Here is a 20,952-nt window from a genome sequence, read left to right on the forward strand (position 1 = left end):
GCCTGTCGAAGCGCCGCGCAAGGCTTCGACAGGCTCAGCCCGAATGGGGTTTCATGTGCGGAGAGGCCGACTCATTCCGGCTCCACGGGTATTGGGCGCTTGAGCGGCGCAATCATCTTGCGCGGCGTGGTGGGCTCTGCTGCCACCATCTGCGCGCTGCGCTCGTGCGCCGTCTGCGCCAGCTCGGTGATGAGCGCGGCCTCGGGCAGGTTGTGCCAGTAGCGCGTGGGCATCTCTTTTTTCATCATGCCCAGCTTGAGCCGCGCGGGGTTGAAGATGTGGCGGTAGTAGGTGAGCCACAGCGCCTCGCCTGCGTCGGGCGGTGGCGCGTCACTGCGCTGCGCGCCGGGGCCGGTGTGCAGCTGCTGGCCGTCCCAGCGCACGCTGGCGTCGGGCGTGAGGATGGCCCAGCGCATCTGCGTGAAGCGGCGGATGAAGAAGCCCGCGTTGGCCTCGGTGATGTAGTGGTCGGGCTCGAACCAGGCCATGTGCAGGGTCTCGCCATCGGGCTGGGTCACGGGGCGAAAGCGCACAAACGCGTGCATCTTGTGTTTGTCGCGTGCTACGGCGCGGACCATGTGGTGGGCCAGCATGCGGTCCGCGTCCAGCGGGTCGTGCCGCGCGGCTTCGGCTTCATTGCCGCCCTGCGCCATGCGCCACAGCAGGCGGTACATCAGCGGGAAGCGGGCGGGGTCGCGGTGCAGGATGAGCTGCTCGCACAGGTGCACAAAGTCGGGCGGTACGCGCAGCGCGGGCGCATCGGGGCTTGGTGGTGGCAGGACGTTGTGGCTGTGAGGCTCGGGCGCAAACAGGTCGCTTGCCGCATCGGCTTGGCAGCGCCAGTCCACAGCCTGCGGAGGCACGTTGGCTTGCACCAGGGCGCGTGCCGCTTGGCGAAAGCCGGGCCAGTCGGTGGGGTGGTCCAGCGTGACGGTGTGGCGCTGCATGCGGGGCTCTCGCGCTCAAAACAGGCTGCGCTGCACCGGCGGCGGCGTCAACTGCGCGGCGAGGTCGGCAGCGTCCAGCGCACGCCCGGGGCGGTAGTCGGCCGCCTCCACAAAGGGCAGCACTTTCTTGAGCGGTACATGCAGCCGCGCCAAGTCCGCATGCCGCAGGCGGCGCACGCGGCGCGCGGCCAGCAGGCGGTCCACCGTCTGCACACCAAACCCGGGCACGCGCAGAAGCAGTTCGCGCGGGGCGGTGTTGAGGTTGACCGGAAAGCGCTCGCGGTGCGCCAGTGCCCAGGCCAGCTTGGGGTCCACATCGAGTGCCAGCATGCCGGCCTGGCTGCCGGACTTGCCTTGGCTGGGCGGCACGATCTCGTCGTGGGTAAATCCGTAAAAGCGCATCAGCCAGTCGGCCTGGTAGAGCCGGTGCTCGCGCACCGTGGGCGGTGCGGCCAGCGGTAGGGCGCGGGCTGCGTCGGGAATGGGGCTGAAGGCTGAGTAGTACACGCGCCGCAGCCGGTGCACGCCGTACAGGCGCGCGCTGGTGGCGAGGATGGTGCGGTCGTTGGTCGCATCCGCCCCCACGATCATCTGCGTGCTTTGCCCGCCGGGCGCAAAGTGCGGCACGCTGGCCCGGCGCGTGGTGCGCGATTGCGGCATCGACACGATGGCCTGTGCAGCCTGCTCTTTGCGCGCGGCGCGCGATTCGCCAATGTGCACGGCCATGCGGGCCATGGAGCGGTCGATGGCGGCGCTGTCCTTTTCGGGCGCCAGGGCCGTGAGGCCTTCGGCCGTGGGCAGCTCGATGTTGATGGACAGGCGGTCCGCATAGCGGCCTGCGCGCTCCATCAGCTCCGGCGCTGCATCGGGAATGGTCTTGAGGTGGATGTAGCCGCGAAAGTCGTGCTCTTCGCGCAGCACGCGGGCCACCTCCACCACCTGCTCCATCGTGTAGTCGGGGCTCTGGATGATGCCGCTGGACAGGAACAGCCCCTCGATGCAGTTGCGGCGGTAAAAGTCCAGCGTGAGCTGCACCACTTCATCGACCGTGAAGCGCGCCCGGGGCACGTTGCTGGTCACGCGGTTCACGCAGTACAGGCAGTCGTACTGGCAGAAGTTGGTGAGAAGAATCTTGAGCAGCGAGATGCAGCGCCCGTCCGGCGCGTAGCTGTGGCAGATGCCCATGCCTTCGGTGGACCCCATGCCGCGCCCGCCCACCGAGTTGCGCGGCGCAGCGCCGCTGGATGCACAAGAGGCGTCGTACTTGGCGGCGTCGGCCAGGATGGCGAGTTTGGACTGTAAATTCACTGGATAAATTTACAGTATTTGGAGGCTCGGCACCAGCCCTGGGGTAAAAGTCCCGGGGGCGTGATGGTTCAAAATTGATAGCTGCCAGCGCTTTATGGAAAGGCGCTAGAGGCCAAAAAAGTGCTAAATCGTAGGTCGGGTTAGCGCAGCGTAACCCGACACCATCGCTCCCGCCGGTCCCTGTCGGGTTACGCCCATTGTGCTAACCCGACCTACACCGCTGCGTTACACCGCCTCCAGCGCCATCACAGCGGTGGCCGTGTTGGAGATAGGGATGTGATAGTTGCTGTGCACCCGCCGCACGCCCGCGCTGGCGGTGGCGAGGGCCCCGCGCATGGCCAGCCACATCAGCAGTTCCACGCCCTGGGTGCCGGTCTTTTCCACAAGCTCGTGCACGCTGAACTGCGTGGCCCATTCGGGGTTGGTGGTCAGGCTTTCGATGAACTGCAGGTCAAACGCCTTATTGATGAAGCCTGCGCGCTCGCCGTCAAGCTGGTGGCTGAGGCCGCCGGAGGCAATCACTGCCACCTTCTTGTGGCTGTCCCAGCTTTGGATGGCCTGCCCAACCGCCTTGCCCAGCGCGTAGCAGCGCTTGGCTGAGGGCAGCGGGAACTGCACGGTGTTGATGCACACCGGCACCACCGTCACGGGGCAATCGCCCTCGGGCCAGAAGAGCTTGAGCGGCAGCGTGCAGGCGTGGTCCACCAGCATTTCCTGGCAGGTGGTCACGTCAAATTCCTGGTCGATCAGCGTGTTGATGAGGTGCCACGACAGGTCCACCTCGCCCGGGAAGGGCGGCAGCGTGGGGATGCCCCAGCCCTCGTCGGCGTTGTTGTATTGCGCCGCTGCGCCCACGGCAAAGGTGGGCATCTTGTCGAGGAAGAAGTTCAGGCCGTGGTCGTTGTAGAACATCACCACCACGTCGGGCTGCTTCTCGCCCAGCCATTGGCGGATGGGCGGAAAGCCGTCGAAGAAGGGCTTCCAGTAAGGCTCGTTTTGCAGGCCCTTGTGGATGGCGTTGCCAATGGCCGGGATGTGCGAGGTGCCGAGGCCGCCGATGAGTTGTGCCATGTTATTTTCCTGATGAAGGTTGTTGTGGCATGTGTTGCTTCAGGCGGCGCCGGGCCGCCCCAAGCCGCCTGAGGCCCCCCTGGGGGGCAGCGAACCACACGCAGTGGGGAGCGTGGGGGCTTAGTCTTTTCCTGCGGCCACGAGCATCGCCTTGAATTCGTCTTTGGTCATGCCCGTCTGCTGCGCGCCGATGTCCTGCATGTCCAGCTTGAAGATGCCCGCGAACTTGGCCAGGTAGTAGGCGTTGCCGCCTGCGGCGATGAGCTGCAGCACGTTCTTGGCGCGGATGGCGGCGGCCTGCTGCTCGTTCAGGCCGTACTTGCGCATGTACGCCTCTTCATCGGCCACAAAGGCCTTGCGGTTGGCCTCGTCGTTGAATGAAAAGCACATCTTGTTCAGCGCATAGCCCTTGCGGGCCTGGTCGCCGTCGAACGGCGTGGTGCCGGGAATCGGGGGCTGTTTGGAAGGCATGGTGTCTCCAGGTCTTGATGTAAGTCAGCGCAGTGTCAAGGCGCCATTGCCAAAGATGAAGGGGGAAAAGATCATCGAATGCATGAGCAAATTCGATGGATCACAGCTGGACGGGCACCTGCTGAAACTGCTGCTGGCGGTGCTAGAGACGGGCAGCATCACGGCGGCGGCCGAGCGCCTGGGCGTCACCCAGTCGGCGGTGAGCCATTTGCTCGACAAGCTGCGCGCCATCACCGGCGACCCGCTGTTTGTGAAGCGCGGGCGCGGCATCGTGCCTACCGCACGCGCCGAGGCCCTGGCCCAGCCCGCGCGCGACATGCTGCACCAGATGCAGCTGTTTGCCCAAGGGGCCGACTTTGACCCGCGCGCCTGGCAGACCGAGCTGACCATCGCCGCCAACGACTTCCAGCGCGATTTGCTGCTGCCCGCGCTGGCCGCGCGACTGCGCAGCGCTGCACCGGGCGTCATGCTGCGCATCCTGCCCAGCGGCGCGCCCAGCGCCGAACTGCTGCGCTCGGACGCGTGCCAGCTCGTCATCAGCCCCCGCCCGCCGGACGGCACGGACATCGTGCAAAAGCGTTTGTTTGAAGACCAGTACCGCGTGTTCTACGACGCCAGCGTGCGCAGCGCCCCCGCCACCGAGGCCGCCTACCTGGCCGCCGACCACGCCACCGTGGCGTATGAAGCGCACCGTGGGCTGGACCTGGACCGCCAACTGCAGGCCCGTGGCGTGCGCCGCCGCTTCGCCGTGCGCGTGCCGGGCTTTGCGGCGCTACCCGCGTTTGTGCGCGGCACCGCGCTGCTCACCACGGCCCCGTCGCTGCTGGCCCGTACCGCCCTGGCAGGCCTGGCCAGCGCGTCCGTGCCTGTGGTGTGCCCGGCCATGCCGATGTATTTGATCTGGCATGCGCGGTATCAGCAGGATGCGGCGCATCGGTGGCTGAGGGCCGAGGTGGAGGGGGGGGTGGGGCCGGTGTTGCAGGTATCCAGTTGACGCATGGGGGTGTTGCGGCGGCTGTGGGCGCGGGCCTTCACAATCGTTGGCCAACGAATTAGTGACCTTTAGGCAGGGGAGTAGGGAGGGAATGATGAACGTCAAAAACCGAATGGCCGCAATGTTGGCCATCGCGCTGTGGGGCGCGCTACCAGTTGCGCATGCGCAAGCACCTTACAGTCTGAAAACAGTGGAATCGAACCCGGTTCCGCGCACCGAGATGCTCAACCTCTGGCGGGAGGTCGCTTTGCAGCAATGTGCCGATGCGCGAAAACGTTTCAACCTGTCGCACGACGACTGCTTGCGTGAGGTGGGCAAGCGGGCCGATGCTTGTACTGCGGCCCAGATGTCTTCGACACCGGCCATCGTGTCCAGCATGGCCGTATCCAAAGATGTGGGACGCAAATACCTGCATTGCGCAGTGCCGTTCTATTTCTGCAAAGGCGTCGAGGTCAAAACCGAAAAAGAGGTGCTTGAGCAGTGCCGTTGATAGGCCGCTGAGCGCCGCTTCAGTGACCTTCTTCGACGCGCTGGCGGTCCTTGCGCAGCGCCGTTTTCAGCAACCGCGTCGCCCGGTCCTTGAGTCCCACCGGCTTGCCCGGCCGCACCGGGTGCTTGCGTGCCTCCACACAGGCCGCCAAAAAGTCCTGCAGGATGGCCGTGTCGTCCAGCGTGTCCGAGCCTTTTTTATGAAACTCCGGGTGCCACTGGGTGGCCGCGATGTAGCCGCGCCCGGGGGCGGGCTTGAGGCGGATGGCTTCGGGCACGCCGTCGGGTTCGCTCAGGGCTTCGACCTCAAACTCGGGGGCCACACGCTTGATGCCCTGGTGGTGGATGCTGTTCACCCGCGCACGGGGCGCCTCGGGGTAGAGCTGGGCCAGGCGCGAGCCGGGAACGATCTGGATGTCGTGGAAGTGCTGGTCGTAGGTGGTGGCGTTGCGGTGCTGCCGTGCGCCGGGGTGCTGGGTTTCGATGTCCTGGTACAGAGCGCCGCCAAAGGCCACGTTGATGAGCTGCAGGCCCCGGCACACGCCAAAGATGGGTTTGCCCACTTCGGCAAAGGCTTTGACCAGGGCTAGGTCGTAGATGTCGCGCACGCGGTCGCCCACCCATTCTTCACGCAGAGGTTCTTCGCCATAGTTGCCGGGCCACACGTCGGCGCCGCCGTGCATCACCACGCCATCCAGCCACTCCGCATAGTGCTGCAGGGTCACGTCGCCTCGTGCGGTCTCGCCCGTGGGGCAGGGCACCATCACGACGATGGCGCCGGACGACATGATCCAGTGCGCGATGGATTGCTCGACGTACTGCAGCGTCTTATTGGTGAACAGGGGGCGGGTGGGGTCGGCGTGCTGGAAGCAGGCGGACAGGCCGATTTTGAGGCGGGGGGCGTCGGGCATAGCGGGGTGGTACTGAAGGTGCGCTGGCGAGGGGGCGCACAGGCCAGCCACGGTTGTAGCACCGCGCTGCCCGTGGCGGTGTAGGAGAGCGTCGGCTTCCGTTGCCGCATCTGAGAACCTGTTCAAAGTCTTTTGGGAGATTGCATTGGAGTGCAATCGGGATGAGTGGATGGCTCGGATGCGCCGCATGGGCTCGTGCCCATGCAAGCAGCCGGGGCGTCCAATCGCCCGATTTCACTCCAACCCTGCGGGTAAGTGGCTTGCCGGGCGGTCTGCGTTGTTGCAACGCTTGCCAATAGCACGGGCTATTGGCTGCGCGCTGCGCCTAGCAGCCCATCCCGGCGAGCCACTTGTGCAACTCCAAAAAAACTTTGAACAGGTTCTTAGAACCTGTTCAAAATCTTTTCCCGATGAGGTACTGATAGCAGGCTGACTGTGACTGAAGCTAAGCTGCGTGCTCCATGAGAGCCAAGTACCCCAGCGACATTAGCCCCGAGCAATTTGAACCCATCCGTGCCTTGCTGGAGAGTGCCCGCAAGAGTACGCGCCCACGCAGTGTTGATCTGTATGAGGTGTTCTGCGCAGTGCTCTATTTGCTGCGCACCGGTTGCCAGTGGCGGGCGTTGCCCAGTGACTTTCCCAAGTGGCGCACGGTGCATGCGTACTTTGCCATCTGGAGCGAGCCGCGTGAGGGAGGCAGCCTGCTGGAGCAGGCTTTAAAAAAATCAGGTTGGCGCGGCCCGAGAGAAACTGGGGCGCAACGCCTCAAGCACGTTCTTGATCGTGGACGCGCAGAGCGTGAAGAACACGGAAACGGCGGGCAGCAAGGGCTATGACGCGGGCAAGAAAGTCTCGGGAATCAAGCGCCATATTGCAGTGGACACGCTAGGGCTGCCGCACGCCGTTGCGGTGACGACGGCAGAGGTGACGGACCGCAAAGGGGCTTTGCAGGCACTGCAGCGCTGCAAACCTGCTTTGAGCCGGGTGCAAGCCCTGTTGTGTGACAGCGGCTATGTGGGCCGGCCGTTTGCCCAGGGCGTCCAAGACATTCTGGGCGGACACGTCGTGGCACAGATCGCCAAGCGCAGTGAACTGCATACGTTCAAGGTGATGCCCCAGCGTTGGGTGGTGGAGCGCAGCTTTGCCTGGTTGGAGAAGAACAGGCGGTTGTGGAAGAACTGCGAGAGGTTGCTGAACACCAGCTTGCAGTTCGTCCATCTGGCATTCTTGGCTCTGCTGCTCAAAAGATCTTGAACAGGTTCTTAGGCCCGGCCTACCAGCCCGTGGGGCGATGGACGTGGCGCAGCACCCGCAGGCCCAGCAGGGCCTGGTTAGGCATGAAAATGGCCTCTAGCGCTTGTTGAATAAGCGCTAGCAGCTATATAAAAAATAGCGTTTGACCCGATCAGGCAGTGACCAGCTCCGGCGCCTGGCGGGCGGCCTCTGCTGCGGCAGGCTGGGCTTGCAAGGCGATGCCGGGGTGCGCCAGCAGCGCGTGCAGCTGCACCACCTGGCCCACCATGATGAGGGCCGGGGGCTGCACCTTCTCGGCCACGGCCAGTGCGGGCAGGGTGGCCAGGGTGGCGGCCAGGCAGCGCTCGGTGGGCAGCGTGGCGTTTTCCACCACGGCAGCGGGTGTGTCGGCGGGCAGGCCGTGGGCGATGAGCTGGCTGCAGATGGCGGGCAGGGCACCCACACCCATGTAAATCACCACGGTTTGGCGGGGGCGGGCCAGCAGTTCCCAGTCCAGCCCCACGGTGCGGTCTTCGCGCAGGTGGCCGGTGGCAAACACCAGGGTGCAGGCGTGGTCGCGGTGCGTCAGTGGGATGCCTACCGAGGCCCCTGCGCCCTGCGCCGCCGTGATGCCCGGCACCACGTCAAAGCCAATGCCCGCTTGCGCCAGGGCCTGCACTTCTTCGCCGCCGCGCCCAAAGATGTAGCCGTCGCCGCCCTTCAGGCGCACCAGGCTGCGGCCGCTTTGGGCCAGGCGCACCATCAGTTCAATGATCTGCTCTTGCGGCAGAGTGTGGCGCGAGGACTCCTTGCCCACGTAGATGCGCTCGGCACCGGGGGCGATGCAGTCCAGCACGGCGGGGCCGACCAGGTGGTCGTACAGCACCAGGGTGGCGCTTTGCAGCGCGCGGTAGGCCTTGCGGGTGAGCAGATCCGGGTCGCCGGGGCCCGCGCCTACCAGCGTGACATGACCCGCCTGCGGGCATGGGCTTTGGGCCGCGCAGGCCCTGTCTGCGGCGGTGCCGGTCGCGTCGTTCATCGGGCTCATCGTGGATCTCGTTGTGTGATGGGAACAGGCCCGATGTTTAAACGCAATGCACCGCCCGACCTTGACTTAGTTCAAGGTCGGCGCTTGCAAGCCGCGAGACGATGCGTTCATTGGCGGTGACGACCGGCGCAGGGCAAGCACTTGTCTTGCGCATGCCACGCCGCCCACGCTCACCCACGGTGAAGACATGACACACAACCCCCTCTCCCCGCAGGCCAGCCCGGTGCGTGCGCGCCTGGGCGCCGCCTGTCTGGCCTGGTGTGCCGGCCTGGGGCTGGCAGGCATGGCTGTCGCGCAACCTGCCCCCGCCGCCCCCAGCCCCGAGCGCCAGGGCGCGCTGGTGCGCATGGTGCGGCAAGACTGCGGCTCGTGCCACGGCATGCGCCTGACGGGCGGGCTGGGCCCGGCCCTCACGCCCCAGGCGCTGGAGGGCAAGCCCCTGCTGTCCATGGCTTCCACCATCTACGGCGGCCGCCCTGGCACTCCCATGCCGGGCTGGAGCGCCATGCTCACCCAGGACGAAGCCCAGTGGGTGGCGCAGCAACTGGCCGATGGCTTTCCTGAAGAACCCCGGAGACCCGCTCGATGAACCCGATTCCCCTTCCTGCCATGCACCGGCGCGGCTGGCTGTCCTTGGCGACCAGCGCTGCGGTGGCGGCCTCTCCCCTGTGGGCCAGCGGCTGCGCGGCCCTGGCCGATGGTGCGGCGCCCACCGCCGACACCCTGCGCGGCACGGGCGATCTGGGCGTGGTCATCCAGCGCGCACGGGGCGCCATCACGGTGGTCAACACCAGCCAGCGCACCTTGCTGGGCGAGGTGACCGGGCTGGGCGATCTGTCGCACGCCTCGGTGGTGTTCTCGCGCGATGGGCGCTATGCCTATGTGTTCGGGCGCGATGGCGGCCTCACGCAGGTGGACCTGCTGCGCGAGCGCACGGTGCACCGGGTGATGCAGGCGGGCAACTCCATTGGCGGCGCCATCAGCGCCGATGGCACGCTGGTGGCGGCACAAAACTACGTGCCCGGCGGCGTGAAGGTGTTTGACGCGAAAACCTTGGCCCTGCTGGCCGATCTGCCCGCCACCTACGGCACTGGGCAGCGTTCGCGCGTGGTGGGCCTGGTGGACTTGCCCCAGCGCCGCTTTGCCTACAGCCTGTTCGATGCCGACGCCATTTGCATTGCCGACTGCGCCGACCCGGCCCACCCGCGCGTGCACACGCTCGAAGGCATTGGCCGCCAGCCGTACGACGCGCTGGTCACCCCCGACGGGCGCTACTACATCGCAGGCCTGTTTGGCGAAGACGGGCTGGCCATGGTGGACCTGTGGGAGCCCAAGCCCGTGGTGCGGCGCATTCTGGCGGGCTATGGCCGGGGCCAGCAACCCTTGCCGGTGTACAAGATGCCGCACCTGCGCGGCTGGGCCGTGGCCGGGCGCCATGCCTACCTGCCCGCCATTGGCCGCCACGAGGTGCTGGTGGTGGACACCACCACCTGGCAAGAGGTGGGCCGCATCCCGGTGGCCGGGCAACCGGTGTTCGTGATGGCCCGGCCCGATGGCCGCCAGATGTGGGTGAACTTTGCCGTGCCCGATTACGACCAGGTGCAGGTCATCGACACCCCCAGCCAGCGCGTGGTGGACACGCTGCGCCCCGGCAAAGCGGTGCTGCACATGGAGTTCACGCCGCGCGGCGACGCGGTGTGGATCAGCTGCCGCGACGACCACCTGGTGCGCGTCATCGACACCGCCACGCGCCAGACCCTGGCCACGCTGGCGGTGGATGCGCCCAGTGGCATCTTCTTCACGGCGCGTGCACAGCGCATGGGGTTCTGACATGCAAGCCGTGCCCGACCCTGCTGCGCCGTCCCTGGCCAGCCCAAGCCCTAGTCCCTATCCCAGCCCAGCGCAGCGGCTGTCGCTTCTCAACGCCTGGCAGCGCGGCTTTCCGCTGTGTGATGAACCGTTTGCCGTGGTGGGCGCGGCCCTGGACATGCCCAGCGCCCAGGTGCTGCAGGCATACCGGCAGCTCGCGCAAGAGGGCGCCCTCAGCCGCATTGGCGCCGTGTTTGCGCCGGGCAGCGGCGGTGCCTCGGTGCTGGCCGCCATGGCCGTGCCGCCCGACCGGCTGGAAGCCGTGGCCGCTGTGGTCTCGGCGCACTCTGGCGTCAACCACAACTACGAGCGCGAAAACGCCTACAACCTGTGGTTTGTGCTGACCGGCGCCAGCGATGCCCAGGTAGAGCAGGCGATGGTGGCGCTGGAAGCTGCCACGGGCCTGAGCGCACTGCGCCTGCCCATGCTGCAGCCCTACCGCATTGACCTGGCCTTTGACTTGGCGACTGGCCTGACAGCGGGGCCGTGCATTGGCCCTGTGGCTGTGGGCTGCGCTGCGCTGCCCGCCTCACAAGCCCCCCATGGCCCGCGCGCTGCGGCCACGGCAGTGTTGGCCGATGCCGATTGGCCCCTGGCCGCGCTGGCCGAGGCGGGTTTGCCCCTGGTGGAGCAGCCCTACGCCGCATGGGCGCAGGCCCTGGGCACCACCGCCGCACAGGTGCAGGCGCGCCTGCAGCAGTGGGTGCACACCGGCGTGCTCAGCCGCTTTGGCGTGGTGGTGCGGCACCACGAACTGGGCTTTGCCGCCAACGCCATGACGGTGCTGGACGTGCCCGATGCCCAGGTGGATGCCGCAGGCCGCGCCCTGGCCGCCCAGCCGGGGGTGACCCTGGCCTACCGCCGTGCCCGTGCCACGGGCTGGCCGTACAACCTGTATTTCATGGTGCATGGCGCCCACCGCCAGGCGGTGGAGCAGGTGCTGGCCAGCGCGCTGGAGCGCAGTGGGCTGGCCGCCGTGCCGCGCGCGGTGCTGTTCTCGCGCCGCCGCTTCAAGCAAACGGGGGGGCGCCGCTTTGGGTCTGCCACCCCGGTGGCGCCGCAGGGTGTTGTGCAGGGGGTGGCCGATGCCGTCCATTGACGACCTGCGTTTGATGGCCTACTTGCACGGCGGCTTTCCGCTGGTGGACGAGCCCTATGCCGCCGTGGCGCAGGCTCTGGGCACCTCCGAGCAGGATGTGCTGCAGCGTCTGCAGCGTTTGCTGGGTGATGGCTACCTCAGCCGCTTTGGCCCGCTGTTCCAGATCGAGCGCGCGGGCGGGCAGTTTGTGCTGGCCGCTTTGTCGGCCCCCGAGGCGCAGTTTGACGTGGTGGCCGTGCAGGTCAACGCCCTGCCCGAGGTGGCCCACAACTACCGGCGCGAACACGCCCTGAACATGTGGTTTGTGGTGGCAGCCGAGTCGCCCGCGCAGGCGACTCAGGTGCTGCAGCGCATTGAAGACACCACGGGCTTGAAGGTCCATGCCTTTCCCAAGGAGCGTGAATACCGCGTGGAGCTGCGCCTGCCGCTGCTGCCGCCCGGTGAAGCGCTGCCAACACCGCAGGAGGTGCCCCATGGCGCTGGATGCGTTTGACCGGGCGCTGATCGCCGCCACCCAGGCCGGTCTGCCCCTGGTGCCCCGCCCCTACGACGCTGTGGGCGCTGCCCTGGGCGTGAGCGGTGAGCGCGTGCGCCAGCGGCTGGGTGAGCTATTGCACACCGGTCTGGTGCGCCGCATCGGTGCTGTGCCCCACCACTACCGGCTGGGCTTTACCGCCAACGGCATGAGCGTGTGGGACGTGGCCGATGAGCAGGTGGACGCGCTGGCCCAGCAGGTGGCGCTGCTGCCGGGTGTGAGCCACTGCTACTTGCGCCCCCGCAGCCTGCCCGTGTGGCCCTACAACCTGTTCGCCATGCTGCATGGGCGCAGCCGCGATGAAGTGGCCGAGCAGGCCGCCGACCTCGCCCAACTGCTGGGGCCGCACTGCCGCCAGCACGACATTCTGTATTCCAGTGCAGTGCTCAAGAAGACAGGCCTGCGCCTGAAGGAAGACTAACCATGTTTCGCATTAGCCAATACATGCGCGAGCTGGCCCAGGCCGAAGCCACGGGCCAATACCCTGTGCCCTCTTTGCGCCGGGGCACGCAAGGCCGCAAGGCCCCCGGCCCGGTGGTCATCTGGAACCTGATTCGCCGCTGCAACCTCACCTGCAAGCACTGCTACGCCCTGTCGGCCGACCACGACTACGCAGGCGAGCTGAGCACCGAGGAGGTGTTCACCGTGATGGACGATTTGCGTGCCTACAGCGTGCCGGTGCTGATCCTCTCGGGCGGCGAGCCGCTGATGCGCCCGGACCTGTTCGACATTGCGGCGCGTGCGCGCGCCATGGGTTTTTATGTGGGCCTGTCGACCAATGGCACGCTCATCGACGAGCCCATGGCCGACCGCGTGGCCGCCGCAGGCTTTGACTATGTGGGCATCAGCCTCGATGGCCTCAAGCCCACGCACGACAAGTTCCGCCGCCTCGACGGTGCGTTTGACCGCAGCCTGGCCGCCGTGCGCCACCTGGACGCACGCGGCGTGAAGGTGGGCCTGCGCTTCACGATGACCTCGATGAACGCGCACGACTTGCCCGCCTTGCTGGCGCTGATGCGCGAGGAGGGCGCGCAGAAGTTCTACTTCTCGCACCTCAACTACGCGGGGCGCGGCAACATCCACCGGGGCAAGGACGCGCACTTCACCGCCACGCGCGAGGCGCTGGACTTGCTGTTTGAGCGCGCCTGGCAAGCCGCGCTGGACGGGCGTGACGAAGACTACGTGACGGGCAACAACGACGCCGACGGTGCCTACCTGCTGCAGTGGGTGCAGCAGCGCTTGCCGCGCTGGCAGGCCCCCTTGCGCGAGCGCCTGCAGGCCTGGGGCGGTAACGCCAGCGGGGTCAACGTGGCCAACATCGACAACCTGGGCCACGTGCACCCCGACACCATGTGGTGGCACCACGACCTGGGCAGCGTGCGCGAGCGGCCGTTTTCTGCCATATGGGCGGACACCAGCGATCCGCTGATGGCGGGCCTCAAGGCCCACCCACGGCCGGTGGAAGGGCGTTGCGCGGCGTGCCAATACTTCAGCCTGTGTGGCGGCAACACCCGGGTGCGTGCGCAGCAGCTCACCGGCAATGCCTGGGCGCCTGACCCCGGCTGCTACCTGAGCGATGAAGAGACCGGCACCGAGCACCTGGCCGTGGCTGTGCCAGTGGCCCAGCACCCCGTGCATTTCATGGAGGTGAGCCATGCGCAGTGACCGCTTTGCCCGCACCGCGCGCTGGATCGCGCTGTGCCTTGCCGCCGCCACGGGCGTGTGGGCAGCCGCTGGTGCTGCATGGGCGCAAGCCCCCGCGCCCAGCGCTAACGCGGTTGCTACGGCCGCTACGGCCAATCTGCCCAATGCACCGGCCCTGTACCAGCAGCACTGCGCTGTGTGCCACGCCCCGCAGCGCACGGGTGCCATGGGCCCGGCCCTGCTGCCCGAGAGCCTGGAGCGCGTACGCCCGGCCGAGGTGCTGCGCGTCATCGGCCAGGGCCGCCCCGCCACGCAGATGCCCGCGTTTGCCGCCACGCTGAGCGCCGCCGAAATCCAGGCACTGGCGCAGTGGGTGCGCAGCCCAGCGCCCGTTGCGCCCACCTGGGGCAACGAGGACATCCGTGCGTCCCGCGTGGTCACCCCCGCGCCAGCCGATGAGCCCGCCAAGCCGGTGTGGTCTGCCGACCCCATGAACCTGTTCGTGGTGGTGGAAGGGGGCGACCACCATGTGTCGGTGCTCGATGGCGACAAGCTCGAAGTCATCACCCGCTTTGCCAGTCGCTACGCGTTGCATGGCGGCCCCAAGTTCACGCCCGATGGGCGTTATGTGTTCTTTGGCTCGCGCGATGGCTGGATCACCAAGTACGACCTGTGGCGCCTGCGTGTGGTGGCCGAGGTGCGTGCGGGCCTGAACATGCGCAACGTGGCCGTGAGCGGCGACGGGCGCTGGGTGATGGCCGCCAACTACCTGCCGCGCAATGTGGTGCTGTTCGATGCCGACCTGAACCTGGTGCGCAACTACCCCGCCACCACGCTGGACGGCAAGCAGGCATCACGCGTATCAGCGGTGTACGACGCCACGCCGCGCCGCAGCTTTGTGGTGGCCCTCAAGGACGTGCCCGAGCTGTGGGAGATTTCGTACGACCCGGCGGCCGCGCCCATCCACGACGGCTATGTGCACGACTACCGCATGGGCGAGTCGATTGCCAAGCCGGGCTTCCAAGGCGTGCGGCGCACAGCGCTGGAGGAGCCGCTGGACGACTTCTTCTTTGACCAGACCTACACCTACGTGCTGGGCGCCACGCGCCCACGGCAGGCAGAAGGCGCTGGCGCTTCTAGCAAGCCTGATGCAGCAGCCCCAGCGGCGGCGGCCCCTGGCGCCACCGCCCAGGTGGTGAACCTGGACATCCGTCGCAAGGTGGCCGACCTGCCCATTGCCGGCATGCCGCACCTGGGCTCGGGCATCACCTTTGCCTGGAACGGCACCACCGTGCTGGCCAGTCCCAATCTGCAAGGGGGCGCCATCGACGTGGTGGACATGAAGACCTGGAAGCCTGTGCGCACCATTGCCACGCCCGGCCCCGGCTTCTTCATGCGCAGCCATGAGAAGACGCCCTATGCCTGGACCGATTCCATGATGAGCCCCAGCGCAAAAGACACGCTCACCATCATCGACAAGCGCACGCTGGCAGTGGTGGCCCAGGTGCGGGAGCCGGGCAAGACGCTGGCGCACATCGAGTTCACCAAGGACGGTCGCTACGCCCTGGCCAGCGTGTGGGAGATGGACGGCGCCGTGGTGGTGTACGACGCGCAGACCTTCAAAGAGGTCAAGCGCCTGCCCATGAGCAAGCCCGTGGGCAAGTACAACGTGTGGAACAAGATCTCGCGCAGCGAAGGCACCTCGCACTAGAGTGCCTGTTCACCGATCGCTGCGCAGGGCTTACAAATCCAGCACCAGCAGCTTGCTGCGCGCGCGTGAGCAGCAGGGCAGGAACTGCTCGTTGCTGGCGCGCTCTTCTTCGGTCAGATACATGTCGCGGTGCTCCACCTCGCCCTCCAGCACGCGGGTGATGCAGGTGCCGCACACCCCTTGTTCGCACGCGGTCATGATGTCCACGCCGTGCACGCGCAGGGCGTGCACCACCGAGGTGTCTTTCGCAACGGTGTAGGTCTTGCCGGTGCTGGCCAGGCGCACTTCAAAGGTTTGGTCTGCCGACGTGTCTTGCTCGGGGGCGGCAAAGTATTCGAGGTGGATGTGGTCTTGCGGCCACGCCAGGTTCTTGGCGGTGTTGACCACATGTTCGATGAATCCTGCCGGGCCGCACACATACAGGCGCGTGCCCGCCGGTGCATCGGCCAGCAGCGCCAGGGCGTCCAGCTTGTGCCCGCCACTGTCGGCGTAAAAGTGCACGTGCGGCGCCATGGGCGATGCCGCCAGTTCGTTGGCAAAGGCCGTGCGCTCGGGCGAGCGGGTGCAGTAGTGCAGCGCATAGCTGGCCCCGGTGCGCTGCAGCCGGTCTGCCATGCACATCAGGGGGGTGACGCCAATGCCCCCAGCCACCAGCAGCGTGTGCGGCGCGGGGTGCAGCGCAAACAGGTTGCGGGGTGTGCTGATGGTGATGAGATCGCCCTCGTGCACGGCATCGTGCATGCCCACCGAGCCGCCGCGCGAGGCGGCGTCGCGCAGCACGGCTATGCGGTAGCGGTGCTGCTCGTGCGATGCGTTGCACAGCGAATACTGCCGCACCAGGCCGCCCGCGCTGGCGGGCAGGTGCACATCGATGTGCGAGCCTGCGCTGAACGGCGGCAGCGGTGCGCCGTCGGCGCGGGCCAGCTCAAAGCTGGTGATGCCTTCGGCCTCGGCCTGCTTTTGGGTGACGCGAACGAGCAAGGTTTCCTGGGCGGTCATGCGGTTTCCTTGAGGGTCTGCTCGGCGGCGAGCAAGCGGTCCAGAATGCGCCGCGACTGCACACCGCCCGAGTCGATGTTGAGCATGAGCAGCTTGCGGTCAGGGTAGCGCAACAGGTTCTCTTGCTGCAGCTCCAGCATCTCCTGGTCCTCGGCAAAGATTTTGCCTTGGCCGTCGCGAATCTGGGTCGTCAGCGATGGGTCTTGCGGCTTGAAGTTGCGCGCCATGCCCCAGAAGTAGTGGATCGAGGTTTCGGTCTCGGGCGTGATGAAGTCCACCACGATGCTGGACGCCTTCTTGTCAGCGGGCGCATCGTAGCCGCCATGGCCTGCCAGTGCGACGCCGACCTCGATCAGCACATGGCTGGGCGGTGTGAAGTGGCAGATCTGCCAGCGGTCCACGGGCTGGTCGTCGGGCAGGCCATTCATGCGCAGGGCCATCTTCCAGAACGGCGGGGCTTCAATGCCCTCCATGAAGCGGCTGGTGATCACCTCGTCGCCCTCCACGCGGGTCTTGCAGGGCACCTCGTCAATTTCCTTTTGGCCGATGCTGGTGGAGTGCACATAGGTCTCGTGCGTCAGGTCCATCAGGTTGTCGATCATGAGGCGGTAGTCGCAGGCAATGTGGTACAGCCCGCCGCCGTAGGCCCATGCGGGGTTGTTGGCCCAGGGCAGGTGGTGGATGGTGGCCGGGTCGGCCAGGGCGGCATCGCCCGGCCACACCCAGATGAAGCCATAGCGCTCGACCACCGCAAAGCTGCGCGCCTTGGGAAAGGCCTGCACCCGCTGGCCGGGCATGGAGACCGACTTGCCCGTGCAGTCGACCCTGAGGCCGTGGTAGCCGCACTGCAGGTGGCCATCGCACACCTTGCCCAGCGATAGGGGGGCACCCCGGTGGGGGCAAAAATCGTCCAGCGCCGCGACCTGGTCGGGGGCAGGGCGGTAGAGCACCATCTTTTCGCCGCAAATGGTGCGGCCCAGGGGTTTGTCGGCGATCTCGTCGGGCGTGCAGACCACGTACCAGGCGTTTTTGGGGAACATCGTGTTTGTCTCCTTGTTCGGGGGGCGGGGCCTGCGGTCTGAATGCCGCTTTCGCCCAAGGCGGAAGGCCCTGTGTCAGCGATGGCATTGTGCAAAGTGTTGGATTTTATGTATACAGAAAAATACGATCTGGCTGTTATTGCAATTTGGCATACATCGTAAGTTGTTGTTTTGTATGAACTTCAAAGTGCGGGTAGATGGTTTTGGAGGTTTTTGTGTATACATTGATGGCGTTCAGTGCGACTTTGTATGCAAACCCCAATGAATCCATCAGACCTTTCCTCTGCACACCCTTCGACAGGCGCTGGGGCCTCGCAGGCGGTGCGTGCGCAGTTGCGGTTGCGCGAAATGATCTTGGCGGGGGACCTGCCTGGAGGCGCCCGCATTGCAGAGCTGGCGCTGGTGGAGAGGCTGGGGGTGTCGCGCACCCCCATCCGTGAGGCCCTGCTGCGCTTGGAGCAAGAAGGCCTGTTGCATGGCCTGCCCAGTGGAGGCTATGCGGTGCGCACGTTTTCAGAGGCCGATGTGGCCGATGCCATTGAGCTGCGCGGCACCATGGAGGGTTTGGCTGCGCGCTTGGCGGCTGAGCGCGGGGCCGATGCGTTGCTGCTGGTCCAGGCCACACAGTGCCTGGACGCCATTGACCAAGTGCTGCAACCGCAGGCATTGGACGACGATGGGTTTGCCCGCTATGTAGCGCTGAACGCGCAGTTTCACCACCTGCTGACCCGCATGGTGGGCAGTGACCTGGTGGTGCGCGAGCTAGAGCGCATCAAAAGCCTGCCGTTTGCCTCGCCCTCGGCCTTTGTGGTGGTGCAGACCCATTCCAACGCGGCCCGCGACATGCTGGTGATTGCCCAAGACCACCACCGCCAGGTGCTGGACGCCATTGAGCGGCGCGAAGGCGCACGCGCAGAGGCCATCATGCGAGAGCACTCGCGCATCACCCGGCGCAACCTGCTGGCGGCCGTGCAAAGCCCCCACCTCAATGGCCTGCCCGGTGTGAACCTGATCCGCGAGCGCGCCGCAGCCGTGGCGATGCCTTGACCATGTAGCGTGGCAAGCTATAGCCGAGATGGCAGCTATTGCATTTGGCGATAACTAAAAGTTGGAAACCTCGCTTGTGCAATAGCCGGACTGGTTTCACACTGCGGCCTGCATTTTTCTGTATACAACGATTATTTCCACAGGAGACAACGATGCAAAAACGCACTCTTTTGCGTGCCTCGGCTGCGGCCGCCCTGATCATGGGCGCTGGCATGCCGGGCGCCTGGGCCCAAGATGGCACGTTCAAGATCGGCCTGATCCTGCCCATGACCGGCCAACAAGCCACCACTGGCCGCCAGATCGAGGCCGCCGCGCGCCTCTACATGGCGCAAAACGGTGACACCGTGGCGGGCAAGAAGGTGCAGCTCATCATCAAGGACGACACCAGCCTGCCCGACGTGACCCGCCGCCTGGCCCAGGAGCTGGTCGTCAACGAAAAGGTCAACGTGCTCGCCGGCATGGGCATCACGCCCTCGGCCATGGCCACCGCGCCCTTGGCCACGCAGTCCAAGACCCCACTGGTGGTGATGGCCGCCGCCACGTCCAGCATCACCGAGGCATCGCCCTATGTAGTGCGCACCAGCTTCACGCTGCCCCAGGTCTCCGTCGCGCTGGCCGATTGGGCACCCAAGAACGGCATCAAGAAGGTTGTGACCCTGGTCAGCGATTACGGCCCGGGCATCGATGCCGAGAAGTATTTCAACCAGCGCCTGACCTTCAACGGTGGCCAGGTGACCGAAGCCCTGCGCGTGCCGCTGCGCAACCCCGACTTCGCCCCCTTCCTGCAGAAGGTGCGCGACGCCAAGCCCGATGCGCTGTTCGTCTTCGTGCCATCGGGCGCAGGGGCGGCCGTGATGAAGCAGTTCCTGGAGCGCGGCATGGACAAGGCCGGCATCAAGCTGATTGCCACCGGCGATGTGACCGATGACGATCAACTGAACGACATGGGTGATGGCGCCTTGGGCGTGGTCACGTCGCACCACTACTCGGCCGCGCACCCTTCGCCGCTGAACAAGAAGTTTGTCGAGGCGTTCGAGAAGGCCAACAAGGGCCTGCGTCCCAACTTCATGGCCGTGGGCGGATATGACGGCATGCGTGTGATCTATGAAGCGCTCAAGGCCACCAAGGGCGCGGGCGGCGGTGATGCACTGCTGGCCGCCATGAAGGGCCAGATCTTCGAGAGCCCGCGCGGCCCCGTGTTCATCGACGCGCAGACCCGCGACATCGTGCAGAACGTTTACCTGCGCAAGGTGGAGCGGGTGAATGGCCAGCTGTACAACGTGGAGTTCGACGTGATCAAGGACGTCAAGGACCCCGGCAAGACTAAATAAGCCCCCCTGAGCCGCCAGCGCGGCGGGGCGGCCCTTGCGCGGCGGCCGCTGGTCTGGGCCGCGCCAGTATTTACGGGCAGGCTCCCTCTCGATCCGTTCGGGCTGGGCCTGTCGAAACCGGGGGCCGCAGGTTGAACGTCCGGCTTTGGTGATTCGTCGCACTTCCACAGCCCTGAGCAGGGTGGTGCACTTTTGTCTTCAATGAAGTGATTTCATGCTGACCATTCTTTTCGACGGCGTTGCCTACGGCATGCTGCTGTTCATCCTGGCAGTAGGCCTGGCCGTGACCATGGGGCTGATGAACTTCATCAACCTCGCGCACGGGGCCTTTGCCATGGCGGGGGGCTACATCACCGTGCTGCTCATGCAGCGGCTGGATGTGCCTTTCCTCGTCTGCCTGCCCATCGCCTTTGTCGGTACGGCCGTGCTGGGCGGAGTGCTGGAGCGCACGCTTTACCGCCCGCTGTACCACAAGGCCCACCTAGACCAAGTGCTGTTCTCCATTGGCCTGGTGTTCATGGCCGTGGCCAGCGTGGACTACTTTGTGGGCTCCACGCAGCAGATCATGCAGCTGCCTGAATGGCTCAAGGGCCGTACCGAGATCGGCAGCGGTGCCCTCATGCTGGGCATGGGGCACTACCGCCTGTTCATCATCGCGGTGTGCGCTGCGCTCACCGTGGGCCTGCAGTATGTGCTCACCAAAACCCGCTTCGGCAGCCGCCTGCGCGCCAGTGTGGACGACCAGCGCGTGGCCGCTGGCATGGGCATCAACGTGAACATCGTGTTCCTGTCCACCTTTGCGTTCGGCTCGGGCCTCGCTGGCCTGGGGGGGCTCTGGGCGCCGAGGTGCTGGGGCTCGACCCGAGCTTTCCGCTCAAGTTCATGATCTATTTTCTGATCGTGGTGGCGGTGGGCGGCACCTCGTCCATCACCGGCCCGCTGCTGGCTGCGCTGCTGCTGGGCATTGCCGACGTGGCGGGCAAGTACTACATCCCCAAGCTGGGCGCTTTCATTGTGTACAGCCTCATGATCCTGATCCTCATCTGGCGCCCCCAAGGCCTCTTTGTGCGCAAGGGGGGCAAATAGATGAAGCACCCCCTGAGCCGCTTCGCGTCTTCCCCCTCTCCTGTGGGAGGAGGACGCACCCGGTGGCCTGGCAAAGCCAGTTCCACGGGTGCACTGGCGTATTCGCCCTCTTCGTCGGA

Annotated in this window: 20 protein-coding genes and 1 pseudogene; 13 read left to right on the top strand and 8 right to left on the bottom strand. The window is 66.2% G+C overall.

Going from position 1 to position 20,952, the window contains the following annotated elements; genetic code table 11:
* Positions 1–71: 71 nt before the first annotated feature.
* From EAG14_RS01080 to EAG14_RS01095, 4 genes are all read right to left on the bottom strand, one after another.
* Positions 72–947 carry a TIGR03915 family putative DNA repair protein gene (locus EAG14_RS01080; RefSeq protein WP_121727810.1) on the bottom strand — a complete coding sequence of 292 codons (876 nt, stop codon included), beginning with the start codon at positions 945–947 and terminating at the stop codon, positions 72–74.
* 15 nt (positions 948–962) lie between these two features.
* Positions 963–2,255 (bottom strand): putative DNA modification/repair radical SAM protein, encoded by a 1,293-nt coding sequence (locus EAG14_RS01085; protein WP_121727811.1) that lies wholly within the window; start codon positions 2,253–2,255, stop codon positions 963–965.
* A 225-nt stretch (positions 2,256–2,480) separates the two neighbouring features.
* Positions 2,481–3,326, bottom strand: a complete 846-nt coding sequence (locus EAG14_RS01090; protein ID WP_121727812.1) for a class III extradiol dioxygenase family protein — start codon at positions 3,324–3,326, stop codon at positions 2,481–2,483.
* A gap of 120 nt (positions 3,327–3,446) precedes the next feature.
* A complete protein-coding gene (locus tag EAG14_RS01095) occupies positions 3,447–3,797 on the bottom strand; it encodes a protocatechuate 4,5-dioxygenase subunit alpha (RefSeq protein WP_121727813.1) in 351 nt (116 codons plus the stop codon).
* 73 nt (positions 3,798–3,870) lie between these two features.
* Between EAG14_RS01095 and EAG14_RS01100 the strand changes: the two genes are divergently transcribed.
* Positions 3,871–4,791 (top strand): LysR family transcriptional regulator, encoded by a 921-nt coding sequence (locus EAG14_RS01100; protein WP_121730232.1) that lies wholly within the window; start codon positions 3,871–3,873, stop codon positions 4,789–4,791.
* A gap of 94 nt (positions 4,792–4,885) precedes the next feature.
* Positions 4,886–5,281 carry a hypothetical protein gene (locus EAG14_RS01105; protein ID WP_143226003.1) on the top strand — a complete coding sequence of 132 codons (396 nt, stop codon included), beginning with the start codon at positions 4,886–4,888 and terminating at the stop codon, positions 5,279–5,281.
* A gap of 19 nt (positions 5,282–5,300) precedes the next feature.
* Here the strand turns inward: EAG14_RS01105 and EAG14_RS01110 are convergent, their stop codons facing one another.
* Positions 5,301–6,191 carry a gamma-glutamyl-gamma-aminobutyrate hydrolase family protein gene (locus EAG14_RS01110; RefSeq protein ID WP_121727814.1) on the bottom strand — a complete coding sequence of 297 codons (891 nt, stop codon included), beginning with the start codon at positions 6,189–6,191 and terminating at the stop codon, positions 5,301–5,303.
* A gap of 461 nt (positions 6,192–6,652) precedes the next feature.
* On the opposite strand from EAG14_RS01110, the gene EAG14_RS01120 reads away from it, so the two are divergent.
* A protein-coding gene (locus tag EAG14_RS01120) for an IS5 family transposase (protein ID WP_371414354.1) occupies positions 6,653–7,445 on the top strand; the annotation gives its coding sequence in 2 pieces (ribosomal slippage) (positions 6,653–6,910 and positions 6,912–7,445; 792 coding nt in all).
* 151 nt (positions 7,446–7,596) lie between these two features.
* Here the strand turns inward: EAG14_RS01120 and cobA are convergent.
* Positions 7,597–8,472: a uroporphyrinogen-III C-methyltransferase gene (gene cobA, locus EAG14_RS01125; protein WP_121727816.1), complete on the bottom strand. Its 876-nt coding sequence runs from the start codon at positions 8,470–8,472 to the stop codon at positions 7,597–7,599.
* A gap of 187 nt (positions 8,473–8,659) precedes the next feature.
* Here cobA and EAG14_RS01130 point away from each other — a divergent pair, with 187 nt between their 5' ends.
* From EAG14_RS01130 to EAG14_RS01160, 7 genes are read left to right on the top strand one after another with little or no spacing between them, the layout of a single operon-like run.
* Positions 8,660–9,061, top strand: coding sequence for a cytochrome c (locus EAG14_RS01130; RefSeq protein ID WP_371414391.1), 402 nt, complete (start codon positions 8,660–8,662; stop codon positions 9,059–9,061).
* 20 nt (positions 9,062–9,081) lie between these two features.
* Complete coding sequence (locus EAG14_RS01135; protein ID WP_121730233.1) at positions 9,082–10,302, top strand: cytochrome D1 domain-containing protein; 1,221 nt, start codon at positions 9,082–9,084, stop codon at positions 10,300–10,302.
* A gap of 1 nt (position 10,303) precedes the next feature.
* Entirely contained in the window at positions 10,304–11,440 is a 1,137-nt protein-coding gene (locus EAG14_RS01140; protein ID WP_162995871.1) for an Lrp/AsnC family transcriptional regulator, read from the top strand.
* A complete protein-coding gene (locus tag EAG14_RS01145) occupies positions 11,427–11,933 on the top strand; it encodes an Lrp/AsnC family transcriptional regulator (RefSeq protein WP_121727817.1) in 507 nt (168 codons plus the stop codon). Before EAG14_RS01140 ends, EAG14_RS01145 begins: the two co-directional genes overlap by 14 nt.
* Positions 11,914–12,396, top strand: a complete 483-nt coding sequence (locus tag EAG14_RS01150) for an AsnC family transcriptional regulator (RefSeq protein ID WP_121727818.1) — start codon at positions 11,914–11,916, stop codon at positions 12,394–12,396. Before EAG14_RS01145 ends, EAG14_RS01150 begins: the two co-directional genes overlap by 20 nt.
* A gap of 2 nt (positions 12,397–12,398) precedes the next feature.
* Entirely contained in the window at positions 12,399–13,640 is a 1,242-nt protein-coding gene (nirJ, locus tag EAG14_RS01155) for a heme d1 biosynthesis radical SAM protein NirJ (RefSeq protein WP_121727819.1), read from the top strand.
* The gene (locus EAG14_RS01160) at positions 13,630–15,330 is read left to right on the top strand and encodes a nitrite reductase (RefSeq protein ID WP_121727820.1); all 1,701 of its coding nucleotides are present in this window, start codon (positions 13,630–13,632) and stop codon (positions 15,328–15,330) included. The genes nirJ and EAG14_RS01160 overlap by 11 nt, the downstream gene beginning before the upstream one ends.
* A gap of 30 nt (positions 15,331–15,360) precedes the next feature.
* Here the strand turns inward: EAG14_RS01160 and EAG14_RS01165 are convergent, their stop codons facing one another.
* Complete coding sequence (locus EAG14_RS01165) at positions 15,361–16,329, bottom strand: PDR/VanB family oxidoreductase (protein WP_121727821.1); 969 nt, start codon at positions 16,327–16,329, stop codon at positions 15,361–15,363.
* Positions 16,326–17,369: an aromatic ring-hydroxylating dioxygenase subunit alpha gene (locus EAG14_RS01170; RefSeq protein ID WP_121727822.1), complete on the bottom strand. Its 1,044-nt coding sequence runs from the start codon at positions 17,367–17,369 to the stop codon at positions 16,326–16,328. The genes EAG14_RS01165 and EAG14_RS01170 overlap by 4 nt, the downstream gene beginning before the upstream one ends.
* 261 nt (positions 17,370–17,630) lie before the next feature.
* Between EAG14_RS01170 and EAG14_RS01175 the strand changes: the two genes are divergently transcribed.
* The 3 genes and pseudogenes from EAG14_RS01175 to EAG14_RS01185 all read left to right on the top strand — a co-directional run bounded on the left by EAG14_RS01175 (position 17,631) and on the right by EAG14_RS01185 (position 20,833).
* Positions 17,631–18,416, top strand: coding sequence for a GntR family transcriptional regulator (locus EAG14_RS01175; protein ID WP_121727823.1), 786 nt, complete (start codon positions 17,631–17,633; stop codon positions 18,414–18,416).
* Positions 18,417–18,568: 152 nt separating this feature from the next.
* On the top strand, positions 18,569–19,747 hold the full coding sequence (locus EAG14_RS01180; protein ID WP_121727824.1) for an ABC transporter substrate-binding protein: 1,179 nt from the start codon (positions 18,569–18,571) through the stop codon (positions 19,745–19,747).
* 214 nt (positions 19,748–19,961) lie between these two features.
* A pseudogene (locus EAG14_RS01185) lies at positions 19,962–20,833 on the top strand (branched-chain amino acid ABC transporter permease).
* Positions 20,834–20,952 lie beyond the last annotated feature (119 nt).

Source organism: Acidovorax sp. 1608163 (genome assembly GCF_003669015.1).
GTDB lineage: Bacteria > Pseudomonadota > Gammaproteobacteria > Burkholderiales > Burkholderiaceae_C > Acidovorax.